13 protein-coding genes and 1 riboswitch are annotated in these 12805 nt (G+C 48.4%); of the genes, 5 read left to right on the forward strand and 8 right to left on the reverse strand.

Annotated features, from left to right (window positions below; all coding sequences use genetic code 11):
- Positions 1 to 4 precede the first annotated feature (4 nt).
- Positions 5 to 706: a pseudouridine synthase gene (locus IFU39_RS31545; RefSeq protein ID WP_091020211.1), complete on the forward strand. Its 702-nt coding sequence runs from the start codon at positions 5 to 7 to the stop codon at positions 704 to 706.
- A 196-nt stretch (positions 707 to 902) separates the two neighbouring features.
- Here IFU39_RS31545 and motB read toward each other — a convergent pair whose 3' ends face one another.
- Positions 903 to 1721 (reverse strand): flagellar motor protein MotB, encoded by an 819-nt coding sequence (gene motB, locus IFU39_RS31550; protein WP_091020209.1) that lies wholly within the window; start codon positions 1719 to 1721, stop codon positions 903 to 905.
- Complete coding sequence (motA, locus tag IFU39_RS31555) at positions 1708 to 2508, reverse strand: flagellar motor stator protein MotA (protein WP_017691317.1); 801 nt, start codon at positions 2506 to 2508, stop codon at positions 1708 to 1710. Before motA ends, motB begins: the two co-directional genes overlap by 14 nt.
- A gap of 232 nt (positions 2509 to 2740) precedes the next feature.
- Between motA and IFU39_RS31560 the strand changes: the two genes are divergently transcribed.
- The 3 genes from IFU39_RS31560 (at position 2741) to rbsK (ending at position 4609) form a co-directional block, all read left to right on the forward strand.
- Positions 2741 to 3034 carry a hypothetical protein gene (locus tag IFU39_RS31560; RefSeq protein ID WP_091020207.1) on the forward strand — a complete coding sequence of 98 codons (294 nt, stop codon included), beginning with the start codon at positions 2741 to 2743 and terminating at the stop codon, positions 3032 to 3034.
- Positions 3035 to 3284: 250 nt separating this feature from the next.
- On the forward strand, positions 3285 to 3581 hold the full coding sequence (locus IFU39_RS31565; RefSeq protein ID WP_017691315.1) for a 4a-hydroxytetrahydrobiopterin dehydratase: 297 nt from the start codon (positions 3285 to 3287) through the stop codon (positions 3579 to 3581).
- Positions 3582 to 3625: 44 nt separating this feature from the next.
- Positions 3626 to 4609, forward strand: coding sequence for a ribokinase (gene rbsK, locus IFU39_RS31570; RefSeq protein ID WP_192136414.1), 984 nt, complete (start codon positions 3626 to 3628; stop codon positions 4607 to 4609).
- A 74-nt stretch (positions 4610 to 4683) separates the two neighbouring features.
- Here rbsK and IFU39_RS31575 read toward each other — a convergent pair whose 3' ends face one another.
- From IFU39_RS31575 to IFU39_RS31595, 5 genes are all read right to left on the reverse strand, one after another.
- Positions 4684 to 5040 carry a c-type cytochrome gene (locus IFU39_RS31575; RefSeq protein WP_036607288.1) on the reverse strand — a complete coding sequence of 119 codons (357 nt, stop codon included), beginning with the start codon at positions 5038 to 5040 and terminating at the stop codon, positions 4684 to 4686.
- 150 nt (positions 5041 to 5190) lie between these two features.
- Positions 5191 to 5685 carry a GNAT family N-acetyltransferase gene (locus IFU39_RS31580; RefSeq protein ID WP_091020204.1) on the reverse strand — a complete coding sequence of 165 codons (495 nt, stop codon included), beginning with the start codon at positions 5683 to 5685 and terminating at the stop codon, positions 5191 to 5193.
- A 355-nt stretch (positions 5686 to 6040) separates the two neighbouring features.
- Positions 6041 to 6511: a C40 family peptidase gene (locus IFU39_RS31585; protein WP_036607285.1), complete on the reverse strand. Its 471-nt coding sequence runs from the start codon at positions 6509 to 6511 to the stop codon at positions 6041 to 6043.
- A 3-nt stretch (positions 6512 to 6514) separates the two neighbouring features.
- Positions 6515 to 6652, reverse strand: a riboswitch (cyclic di-AMP (ydaO/yuaA leader).
- Positions 6653 to 6897: 245 nt separating this feature from the next.
- Positions 6898 to 7749, reverse strand: a complete 852-nt coding sequence (locus IFU39_RS31590; protein WP_192136415.1) for a hypothetical protein — start codon at positions 7747 to 7749, stop codon at positions 6898 to 6900.
- 10 nt (positions 7750 to 7759) lie between these two features.
- Positions 7760 to 9751 carry a M1 family metallopeptidase gene (locus tag IFU39_RS31595; RefSeq protein ID WP_192136416.1) on the reverse strand — a complete coding sequence of 664 codons (1992 nt, stop codon included), beginning with the start codon at positions 9749 to 9751 and terminating at the stop codon, positions 7760 to 7762.
- Between the two features lie 101 nt (positions 9752 to 9852).
- Here IFU39_RS31595 and IFU39_RS31600 point away from each other — a divergent pair, with 101 nt between their 5' ends.
- Positions 9853 to 10356: a YwhD family protein gene (locus tag IFU39_RS31600; RefSeq protein ID WP_017691308.1), complete on the forward strand. Its 504-nt coding sequence runs from the start codon at positions 9853 to 9855 to the stop codon at positions 10354 to 10356.
- A 198-nt stretch (positions 10357 to 10554) separates the two neighbouring features.
- Here the strand turns inward: IFU39_RS31600 and IFU39_RS31605 are convergent, their stop codons facing one another.
- Positions 10555 to 12633 carry a transglycosylase domain-containing protein gene (locus tag IFU39_RS31605; RefSeq protein WP_100528572.1) on the reverse strand — a complete coding sequence of 693 codons (2079 nt, stop codon included), beginning with the start codon at positions 12631 to 12633 and terminating at the stop codon, positions 10555 to 10557.
- Positions 12634 to 12805: the final 172 nt, after the last annotated feature.

The raw sequence follows: 12805 nt of genomic DNA on the forward strand, positions 1-12805 counted from the left end.
CCTTTTGCGTATTAATAAATTTATTAGTGAAACAGGTTATTGTTCCCGGCGTGAAGCCGACAAGTTGGTGGATCGTGGGCTGGTAACTATTAATGGAGTTAAGGCTGAACTGGGCAGTCAGGCAGAAGAAGGCGACGATGTACGAATTAATGGCAAGCCGATCAAGGAAAAGAGAAAACACGTATATATCGCGCTGAATAAACCGATCGGGATCACAAGTACAACCGAGCAACATATTCAGGGGAATATCGTTGATTTTGTCGGGCACGATGAACGTATCTTTCCAATTGGGCGCCTGGATAAGGACTCAGAAGGTCTGATCCTGATGACCAATGATGGTGATATCGTTAACCGGATTCTTAGATCAGAAGGACGCCATGAGAAAGAGTACATCGTTACTGTTGATCGATCTGTAACCCCGAGTTTCCTTAGAGGCATGAGCACTGGGGTGAAGATCCTGGGTGAAATGACCCTGCCTTGTACAGTGACCCGGATGACGGATCGAGTATTCCGTATCATCCTGACTGAAGGAAAGAACCGTCAGATTCGGCGGATGTGTAGTGCCTTTGGTTACGAGGTTCGTAAGTTGAAGCGCATTCGGATCATGAACATCCATCTTGGAGAAATGGCGACAGGTTCATGGAGAGAGCTTACCCCTGCTGAAAAAGCGGAGTTGGGCGGTCTGTTGGACTATTCACTGGAATAGTTGATTCGAGTTCGACTAATTAACTGATTGAAGCCCTGCTTTCCGAAAAGGAGCGCAGGGCTTTTTGGTGTAGAGAAAGCTGGTCAAATAGTACGGAAATATGTAGATGAACCAGGCATAAGTCTTATATAAACCCCAAAGACCGTTCTCCTTGTACCTGGAGAACGGTCTTTGGTTAATGAATCGCTGCAGGCCTCTAGTTTCCTCCGCCAACGGCTTTTACATTTGTATTGTTACTTTGATACTTCCGAATGATAGATACCTCTACGCGGCGATTCTGTGCCCGTCCGGCGTTGGTGTCGTTACTGGCAACCGGGTGATACTCTCCATAACCACTTGGTGTGAATTTGGAAGGGTCCAATTGTGTGTTCAGCAACAGGATTTTCAGGAAGTTGAGCGCACGGTCTGCACTCAGATCCCAGTTATCCTTATATTGGTTGTTCGAAATGGGAATATTATCGGTATGACCGGATACAACCACTTCGTATTCAGGAAACTCTTGCAGCATGCTTGAAATGGCTTTGGCCAGGGATCGTGATTCAGGCTTCACATCTGCTCGCCCTGAGGAGAACAGGGCGTTATCACTGATGGTGATTTTCAATTCAGACTGATTCAGCTTGGTGTTCAGCTGGTCCGAAAGGCCGTTCTTCGATATATACTGGTCAAGCCGTTTCTTGAGCTTCTCCAGATCTTCCTGCTCTTTTTGAGCCATCTGTGCATCCGTAATCTGAGCTGGTGTTTTTTTGGTGATTTCTGTAGGTTCCTGTTTGTTCTTACCCAGATCGGCACCTGGTGTATCTGGATTCATGGACGTATGATCCAGAACACCGGAGCCTCCATTCAATGCACTGCTTAGCGCGGAAGCCATCTGCTCGAACTTGGCTGCATCGAGTGAACTCATGGAGAACAACGTGATAAACAGGGCAAGCAACAAGGTCATCAAGTCAGAATAGGGAAGCAACCAGCTCTCGTCTATATGTTCTTCATGTGGTTCGTGCTTTTTAGCCTTTTTCACCTGATGATCCCTCCTTCTCTTCCAGTTGTTTACGTTCGGAAGGTGTCAGGAATACGGATAACTTTTGGTTGATGGCAATGGTGGATACACCGGATTGTATGGATAACAATCCTTCAACCATCATCAGCTTGATCTCCATTTCTTGCTTGGACATCCGCTTCAGCTTGTTAGACATCGGGTGCCATAACACGTAACCACTAAATATACCAAGGAGTGTTGCGATAAATGCTGCCGCAATCGCATGGGAGAGTTTCTCCATGTCACTGAGATCGGCAAGTGCTGCGATGAGACCTACAACGGCCCCGAGAACCCCGAGCGTTGGCGCGTACATCCCCGCCTGGGCGAAGATCAAGGCACCGCCGCGGTGGCGCTCCTCTGTAGCATGAATATCTTCCATCAGTACATCACTTACAAATTCCTGATCGTTGCCGTCGATAATCATACGCATACCGCCACGAAGGAACTGATCGTCAATCTCTTCTACTTTTGATTCCAGTGCAAGCAAACCTTCACGACGGGTAGTGGAAGCCCAATCCATAAACGTGCCGATCAGAGACACTCGATCAATTAGTACTTGATTTTTGAAAATAATCCCGAAAAGCTTAGGGATTTTCTTAACTTCTGACATAGGAAATGCAATAAAAATGGTTCCTGCCGTACCTACAAAGATAATAACGTAGGCTGCCGGATTGTTAACCAGGTTGATTAAGGGCGCACCCTTCAGGAACATACCGAGTACAAGGGAGACCAGACCAAAAACTAGTCCAATAATCGTTGAAATGTTCATCATACACCTCATCCATGAGATAAAATTGAATCCTTTCAAGCGGCTGTATTCGGGCTTCCGGACGAATTTTGGCCGCAATCCGTTCAATGTTAGGCATTCCTTACGGTTGCTAAAACAGTTAAAACGGTCATATATGTATTTATCGACCAGAAGGCCTTTTTTTTTAAGGGCTATTTTCAGGTATAATAAGATCAAATCCGCTCCTCAGGGGCCGAATAGGAGTGAAAAGCCAATGGGCGTAAAGCATGGACGGGATTATGAAGGAATTTTGACAGATCTGACAACGGCAATCGGACGCATACCGGATCGGTATGTTTTCTTTGAAATGGACGCGGAAGAGTGGGATAGACTGGCTGCATCTGACCAACTTGAAGTGGATGAGGCGTTGGCGGAGGATTTGTTCTATGCGCTGGGCGAGGAGTCCGTTATTCCGGTTGGAAGTGGCGTGGTCATCCATGATAAGGAACAGCACCGCATTCATATTTTGATCGGGGAAGAAGAGTTGACATTTGTACCTTTAATTTAGTGTGTTCACATGCATTTTTAGGGGTCTAAATGGAATTGGAATTTCCCTCAAAGCCTTATGGTTAGTGGTTCTAAGCCACATAGTTGATTGAATTTTGAAGCTTGTCCGTGGTAAGATGTTAGTCGTGAAATGGGCCAACCGCATGGCGGTGAGCCTGGCCTTTGAGGCTGCTGTTGATAGCGCCGAAGGTGTCGGTGGTTATACGGACTCAAGTCTGTAATGTACCATCCTATGGGGAGGAAGATAACGCATGGTTTTTTCGCAAGAGGAAGTCGAAGCTCATCTGGGAAGGCTGGAAGGCTGGGAACTGGAAGAGGGACGGTGGATTGTACGTAAATTCGTGTTCTCCAACTACATGAAAGGGATTGCATTTGTGGATGAGGTCGCTGCGATCTCGGAAGCATTCAATCATCATCCTTTTATTACGATTGATTATACAACGGTTACGCTGCGTCTCACATCATGGGATGCGGGTGGTATCACATCTGTAGATATCAAGGAAGCAGGGCAATATAACGAAGCTTATGACAAAATGAGGTCGCAATAACGAGGTCGGTTATTATCACGCGGCCAGAAGTGAGTGAACCATATATGTCAGACTATAATCAGAAACAACCTCTTATTGCTGTCGTAGGCAGTCTCAATATGGATCTTGTGGTGAAGACAGACACGATTCCGGAAGAGGGAGAGACGGTGAGCGGTGAGGAGCTGCATTATCTCGCTGGTGGCAAGGGGGCGAACCAGGCTGTTGCCGCTGCGCGTCTGGGTGGACAGACTACGATGATTGGTGCGGTGGGATCGGACGGTTTTGGCGAACGTCTGCTGTACAGTCTGACGGAAAGTGGTGCAGATGCCTCGCAGGTTCGCATCTTGGAAGACACGGTTACAGGGACGGCTTCCATCTGGCTCTCTCGGGGAGACAACCGGATTATCGTTATTCCTGGTGCAAATGGGCAAGTGGTGCCTGAGATGCTGGAAGAGGCGGATACGGTAAAAAGCCTGACTGCAGCCGCAGCGGTGCTGCTGCAGCTGGAGATCCCGCTGCCAGCGGTTACCCGCGCCGCCCAACTGGCGGCTGAAGGCAGCGCACTGGTGGTGCTCAACCCGGCTCCCGCGGTGCCGGGTCTGCCCCAGGAGCTCCTGCGGTGCGTCGACGTTGTCACGCCGAACCGCAGTGAGCTTGCCGTGCTTACCGGCCGGGATCATCTCCGGCCGGAAGACCTGGATGCGGCGGTCGCAGAGCTCGCCGCATCCCTCGGGGCCGCTGTCGTCACAACGCTCGGCCCCGAGGGGGCTGTGTACGCGGCAGCGCCTGGTGGTCGCGTACAAGCAGGGCGTGCCGGCGCATGCCGTGCGCCCGGCTACGCCGTAAGCGCCGTCGATACGACCGGCGCTGGCGATTGCTTCAACGGCGCGTTGGCGGTAGCCCTCGCGCGCGGTGAGACGTTGGACGCGGCCGTAGGCTTTGCCATGGGTGCGGCCGCGTTATCCGTGACGAAGCTCGGCGCCCAGTCCGGGATGCCGTTCGCACGTGAAGTGGAGGCCTTTCTGGACGAGCATGCGGCAAAGGCTTAATAATTGATATAACAAAGAGGCTCTTACTCTCCGAAAAGGGGATTAAGGGCCTCTTTGTTATGCGTGTGCAGAGATTATTTCTTCTCTGAAAGCCACATGGCGATATTTGCAATCTCTTCATCTTGCAGCTTGCCCTTGAAGGAAGGCATGCCACCTTTACCTTTGACAATCGTAGAATAGATCTTCTCCAGATCATCCTGGCTGCCGATGTTTGCCAGAGCAGGTCCTACGCCACCTTGCAGCTGATCCCCGTGACAGGAGATACAATTGGCTTTGACCAGTGCTTCAGCCTGTCCGGCATCCAATGTGACTTCCGGCATGGTTGGCTTGGCTTCTTCAGCCACTTCTTCTTTCCCTGGAAGCGTAAACATTAAAACAATAGCTAAAGCGCATGCTGCAAAAAATACTCCGCTCATGATCCATTTGTGCATCCCTTATGTCCCCTCCAGAATGAAAGATCATCTAACCTAAAACTATCCATATCATTATAACGGAACCTGTACTGACATCATAGCATTTTGTGGGAAAATTTTGAACTAATCACATAACAAGGCGCAAATTTAGTTGTTTTGCAAGAGATTCTAATCACGAGGCCCTTCATAAACCATACAGTGAAAGGGCTTTAAGCCGCTTGGGGTCTGTCGTTCGTATGTATCCTGGGTGACAAATCCACTCTTCAGATAGACTTGAATGGCACGAGCATTCCAAGTGAGCACTTCCAGATCGATCTCATTCTTCGGATTTCGGCGAATGGCTTCCTGTACAATGGCCGTGACAAAAGCTGTCCCTTGACCCTGACCACACAGCTCTGGATGCATGCCGAGGCCAATCCGGGTTACCCCTTGAAGTGGGAAGTATTGAGCAAATCCACATATACGATCGTTCTGATCCAGGACGATTGCATATTGCTCCTGTCGCAGCTGTGCATCTCCGAATTCCACTTCCAGAGCTTTCATCTGCTCCCAGGGGAGCCAGCTGTAGATATTGTAAGGCGGATCATACTGCCAACTGCAGATGAGCTCCGCATGTTCTTCTCGCATGGGTACAACGTGAAACGTCACAGGGGCTTCCTTCATACACTTGCATGCTCCTTTCCTTGAAACAGAACTCTTTGTCCACTCTACAAAAGTGATGTTCTTTTAGCAAGTCTTCCTTCCCCAGAAAAAAAATGAAACAAAAGTTCCGGTAATTTCGTTTATATTATAACGGGATGGGTAAAAACATCATAAGGGCACGGACGAACGAACGCAAAATGAACCTGTTGATGTCGCAGGATATACCCAGAGTATACCTTGCAACATGAATAAGGATTGAAGCACAAAAAAACCGCCGGATACATTCCTGCGGAGAATGTACCGGGCGGTTCTGTTATGCTTCTTGCTTCGTTCCAGTATGGTTAATGGTTACAGCATTATGTTGCTCAGCTTGTCCCTAGTCAAGGGCCAGTGATTCATATGCGTCCGTGCTCATAATCCGTTTCGCGCCAACATAACGATTGGCCCAATAGTTTTCACTCAATGCACTGATCGTAACGCCTTTGGAAGAAGAGGAGTGTGCAAACTTTCCATCCCCTACAAAGATTCCTACATGGGATACGCCTTTACCTGTTGTATTAAAGAACACCAGATCGCCAGCTCTCATTTCCATGCGGGATACAGAATCGCCCATGTCGAATTGGGAACTGGATTGGCGTGCCAAATCAATACCCAACTTGTCGAATACATACCGTGTAAATCCGGAGCAGTCAAAGCCGTTAAGCGTTGTTCCCCCACTTTTGTATGTAGTTCCCATTGCTGAATCAATTACTGTGTCCATCTTTGAATCTGCGAATGCGCTACCTGCACCAAGCGATAAAGCGAATGTGATGCTAAGTACAGCTGCGGTTAATTTCTTCTTGAACAAGAGATATTCCCCTTCCAATGCCTGCGAGGTTAGCTTAAGGATTCGGTTGAAGGTCCCCTATGATCCCTCTGTAGCAAGATCAATTCACCCATAACTGGTTCCCCCGCTTCCCAGGTGCCAGGAATTTGGCTGTGCTAGTTATGCACCTGCGAAATCAAGAAATGACGATTTAATTTTAAGTAGTTACAAATATGAATGTAAAGATTACAAAGTTGTTACTAAAAACTCACTGCGATTATTGTAACAGAGGAGTACGGCTTTGGCAACGTTTAGCAACAAATTTAGCAAAAAAAACCTCGACCTTTGACGGGGAAAGGTTGAGGTTTGCCTATTTATAAGTACATATTAGGCCATGAGTTTAACTTGTGATGGTAACAATTTTTAATCTATCTGCTCTCACCTTTGGATATTTTGGACTGCCATAATCGGAAATGGCTGCATATTTTCCACAGACTCAATAGACATCTGGCAAGTGGATACGTCTGTTGTAGTATAAGTCCGGTAAGTCCCGTTAATAACCATGAGGCTGAAGTGAATGCCCCAAAGACGAGCAGGTGTACTCCGCCCAGCAGGAGTGCAATGCCGATTACAGCGATGAGATGACGCAGTGCAATCCAGAGTGCTTTGAGGGTACCGTGAGCCCCGCCTTCTCCTTCTGGTGCCGAAACACCGAACTGCATGTAGAGTATGGCATGGTGGATGATCCAGCCATATACAATCCAGGCAGCAACATAAGGTATACCAGGCAAAAGTAATTGAAGGGAATGAAAACCTTCCATGAGAATAGAGTAGAGCTTCGGTATGAGCCAGTAGGCGGGCAGAAGGATCAATAATGTACGTACGGTGTGTAGCAGCAGCATCGGTTTCCACAGATTTTTGATTCCGCGGACAAAGGGGATGCGCTCTTCTGTAGAATTAAAGTGCTGAAGTGAGTAGAGCAGTCCTGCCTGAATGAGGGGGCTGATCAACATGCGAACCAGCAGCATGCCCCCGAGAATCCATAGATAACGATGAACCTCCGGATGGGTAGACAGGTTAAGTTGACTTTCCATTTTGAACAAAAGTGTACTCAGCTCCCCCGCATCAGCATCTGGATAGCGCAGGAGCAGTGGGATGACCGCCGATTGTACCATTCGATAGAAGAAATATCCCCAAATGAGTTGATAGAGAAATAAGAGTGCGGCAATGAACATATGCTGACGGACGAGAAACCAGCCTTCACGTATTTTCGCTTTCACCGTTTCCACCTCACCATGACAGACCTCCGAATATGGCTTCTATTAGTTTGGTTACACTCATGCTCCAGCGGGACTTCGCCCGCTCATCCAGTCCGGATTTCAGGAAATTGTTCATATGGCGGTTCTCCAGCACGATCGAGTACAGGGGATCGGTCATGGCCCAGGATACGGGGGATGTGTGAGTTAATTTATAGGTGATGCGATCTTCTTTGCCATTCCATTGCTTGGTGAGGATATGCCCGTCTTCAAAAGCAATGCGAACAGGAACGGCGCTGTAATCACTCCCTTTTTTTGCGATCGTCACGGATGACTCGTACAATGTTTGACCGTCTTTCTGTACGGGCGTAACACGAATCTTCTCTACAGCAAAGTCAGCCATCCCGTTACCATAGACATATTGATCAAAATAATCAGACCAGGAAGTGCGGGTCACTTGTTCCACAACGTTCTGAAAATCAGCCGAAGTGGGATGTTTGAAGCGGTACTTCTTCACATAGGTAGAGAGAATGCGTTCCATCTTTTTGGCACCGACTTGGTGTTCAATACCAAGCAATACAAGCTTGCCACGTGTATAGACATTGGCTGCATACTCATTCTGTGAATCGAACTTCCAGGATTCTTGTGTTAACGATGAAGGAGAAGTAATCAGTCCCGATTGTACCGGCAGATTTGGAATCAATCCGTATTCCTGCTCCATTAGTTTGTCTTCTGCATAAGAGGTGAACCCCTCATCCAGCCAGGCTTCCTCGAATTCGTTGCTGGCAACCATGCCGTAGAAGTACTGGTGTCCGATCTCGTGGACTACGGTACGTTCCAGGTCATAACCTGGCGTAGTATCATCGGCTCCAAAGGCCGTAACTAGTGTAGGGTATTCCATACCTCCAGCACCGTTCCCCGCTTTGGGTGGAACTACGATGGATAAGGTAGCATAAGGATATGGGCCAAACCATTTGCTATAATTGGCTAGAGCGGCCTTCGCGGCGTAGAAATAACGTTCTTTCAGATCCTGATGAGCTGGGTCCAGATATAACTTGATTCGTACACCAGGCACATTGGGTGCAGAGAAGGGTTCCTCGGCGTACACAAAATCGGGTGAGGCTGCCCAGGCGAAATCATGCACATCATCGGCATAGAATTGATAGACCTTTTCTCCATTTTTCACCACGGCTTGCTGCGTCGGAAATCCGGTAGCAGCCACTTTGTATGTTTCAGGCACCCGAATACGTACACTATATATACCGAAGTCGGCGTAAAACTCTGAGTTGCCATGGTACTGGTGCAGATTCCAGCCTTCCGTTGTTTGTCCACGCCTGCCTACAGGTTCATAGGCACTTAATTTGGGAAACCATTGACCTGCCATGACAAAATGATCAGCAGTTCCCATTCGTGCAAAAATCTTCGGCAGATTCACTTCAAATCTGGTGTGGAGCGTAATGCTTTCCCCGCCTTTGACGGGTTTGGGCAAGCGTACTTTAATGAGGGTGGTGTCCTTGATATTTCCGTCATCTGGTTGCACATACTGCATCCGATGCAGCAGAGAGAGCCCGTCCTCCGTTTTCATTTCGGTAATGTTCATGGAGCCATAACCATTGGTAGGCATGACATCACCCCGAAGCTTTCCACCGGATTCCTTCATAAAGGTGGTGTCAGCAGAAGAGAAGGCGTTGGGATACATATGAAAGTAAAGCTCGCTGACGGTCTTTTTACCTGGATGTGTCCAGGTAATCGTCTGAGTCCCTTCCAGTACATTCCCTTCGACCAGTTTTACATCCATGTGATATTCCACAACACGGTTGCTGTACACTTCGGCAGTAGGGGTCTGTACACTTTCTGGAGGAGCTGGTGTTGGAGCTATTGCCTTGGGCTTGCCCGATTCGGGGGCGAGTACTGGCAATTCGGAATGAGTTGAGCGATTATAACCCAGAGTGATCCATATCCCTCCGGCAAGTACACACAGGGCCAGGGATACAGTGAGCCAGCTCTTGGCGCGTCGTGGAATCATCGTTAAATACCTCCCGTTGACAAGCATCTACAGCATGTATATGTTTGCAATGGGACAATTATTAGTTAAAATATTTGTATCAACCCTTGGAGGCTATAAACATGGACCAAAACGAGCAAAACGGCAAAAAACAGATTGCCTTGAATATCGTTAGTGCAAAAAGCAAGCATAAAGGCTTCGGTGCAGGCTCCATTGAACTGAATAACCTTTCCCCGGTCATTATTGATAATGGCGAAGCCAAAATCGATATTGGTGCGATGCATGCGAAGAGCAAAGTGGAACGCAATATCAAGTTCTCTACCAATCGTGAGGATGTGCCCAACGGACGCCAGGTATGGCTGGTATGGGTAGCTGTCGATCGCACGGAGGAAGGCCAACTGTATGGTGGAGCAACGGCATGTGAGATGTGGATTGATACGGAAGCAAGACGTGGATGGAAACTGCTGGCGGAACATGTGAATCGCATGGATTATGCCTTGAAGCGTCGCTTCATGCTGGATGAGCTTGGACCTGAAGCTCGAGCTGCACTTAAGACACTGCTGATCTCACACAACGAAGACTGGTGGAATGCTTCTCCAGATGTATTGAAGGAAGCACTCGCCTAGGGCGGATCTTTAAACACAGTCTAAAAGAAAAAAAGCAAAAGGCCCCTTGACCGGAAAGATCGGTTGTGGGTCTTTTGCTTGTGCATTAATCGTATTCATCGATCTGAATAATTATGAGTTTTCATCCGAAGTGAATTTCCAATTGTTCAATATAACCAGGAGTTATAGGTGACGTAACTAAGTCATCGCGCATTTACGTCATTCTACCCACCAACGTTTGAAATCTCCCCACCAGGAATGTTTCTCTTCCTGTATACCTTGTTGATTCTGTACCTGACGGGTCTTCTCATCTTCTCCGGAATCCGAATCATCCGTTGTGCCATGACATACCTCTGTCGGTTCAGTACCATCAATAAAAACTTCCAATCGTTTCTCTTCACAACCGTTGCCTGCCAGCTTGCCGGATTCCGGATCAATATAGACACTTACGACATGATCAGGCACAGTGAAAATTTTGGGTGGTACGCTCGCAAGTGCCTGCTCTGTGAACTGGGCAAAGATCGGAGCCGCCCGGCGGCCATCCGAAGTCGAGATGGCTTTGCCTTGATCGTACCCAACCCATACAGCGGTGGAGAGCTCGGGTGTGAACCCAACCAACCAGGCATCCGTGTTGGTTGTTCCCGTTTTTCCCGCTACCGGACGTTTGATCGCCTTAGACACGCGGTTGCCCGTTCCTCCATTTTCGAAGACACTTTCCATTAAACGAGTCAGGACATAAGCTGCTGCAGGTTCCACAACGGTCTCAGCCTTGGTTTGAGGCGATTCATAGAGCACACGTCCTGCGGCATCCGTCACTTGCAGAATGGCTACAGGTGGCGTCCGTTGTCCACCAGCAGCAATGACGGAAAAGGCCGACGCCATCTCCAACGGGCTGACAGGTGACGTTCCCAGTGCAAGAGAAGGTACGGCGCTCAGGTTGCTTGTAATGCCGAGATTTTTTGCCATACTCACAACCTGCTCAGGACCGATCTGCATAATGGTGTTCACCGCATAAATATTATCTGAAGCGGCGATCGCCTGTCTTAGATCAATCTCACCCAGATACTTGTCTCCAAAGTTGCCGGGTTTATAAGTTTTGCGGTCATTGTCATAGTGAAACAGGGTAGGTTCACTGTTAAATATGGATGCACTGGTGAGCTGCTTGGATTCCAGGGCTGCCAGATACATAATCGGTTTAAACGCCGAACCTGGCTGGCGCGTTGTCGCCAGAACATGGTTAATCTGATTGGTGCGGTAATTCTTGCCGCCAACCATGGCTTTGATGTAACCCGTCCGAGGGTCGATGGACACCAGAGCCGTCTCCAGCTCACTTTTGGCATCCATGCCCTTCGCTATGGCGTCTTCAGCTGCTTTTTGAACACGCAGATCCAGGGTGGTGTAGATGTTCAATCCCCCATGATCCAGCATCGCTTCACTGATTCCCAACTCTTTGATCGCCAGATTCCGGATATAGTCACGGAAATAAGGGGCGCTTTCCACCGTTTTACGCTCGCTTTCCGGTTTGAACGAAAGCATTTTCTCATAGGCCTTATCCGCTTCGGCCTGGGTGATCTTGCCGATATCAGCCATGGCATTCAGCACAATCTTCTGTCGGTCTTTGGCATTCTTCATATGGTTATAGGGTGAATAGTAGGTAGGTCCTTTCGGGATTCCTGCCAACATGGCACTCTCTGCAAGATCCAGCTGTTTGGCTGATTTGCCAAAATACATTCGTGAGGCCGCTTCGATTCCGTACGCACCATGCCCATAATAGATTTCGTTCAGATACATCTGCAAAATTTCATCCTTGCTGTATTTCATCTCCAATTGCGCCGTGTACATAGCTTCCTTGGCTTTGCGAGTCCATGTTTTCTCATGAGACAGATACAGGTTACGCGCCAGCTGTTGAGTTAATGTACTCGCACCCTGCGACATCTGCATATGTTCGAGGTTAACGAGCACAGCCCGTCCCATCCCTTGCACGTCGAACCCGTAGTGATTATAGAATTTGCGGTCCTCTACAGCCAGAGTGGCATGGACCAGATCTGGAGCGATATCCTCCAGTTGAACGGGTACAGAGTCTTTGCCACCTGCGGAGAAGGTAGCGATGACTTCACCTTGACTGTCCAGTAATCTGGAATTCCGGTCAGAGTCTGCGAGAGGCAGGCTGGTTGCGTATAGATAGACCAATCCTGCAGCGGTAGCAAGTATAGCGAGCACGGCGAGCAGAGACAGGTTTTTAAACAATTTACGTACACGGAACCCGCGTTTGCGGGTCTTTTGATTTGGCTTGGTCATGGAACGGGCTCCTCTCTTTTCTTCCAGTATGGGACTTGATTGGCAGGGATATTCAATCGGGTGCATAAGCGAACAAAATGTAGCATTTCCGCCTTAAAACCGTTTTGCAGTATAAACGTCAATCGCGTATAATGCAAAAGGGTAATGAAAAGGTAAGATTCGGCACAAGATA

Origin of the sequence: Paenibacillus sp. CFBP 13594 (assembly GCF_014842675.1) — a bacterium.
GTDB lineage: Bacteria > Bacillota > Bacilli > Paenibacillales > Paenibacillaceae > Paenibacillus > Paenibacillus amylolyticus_B.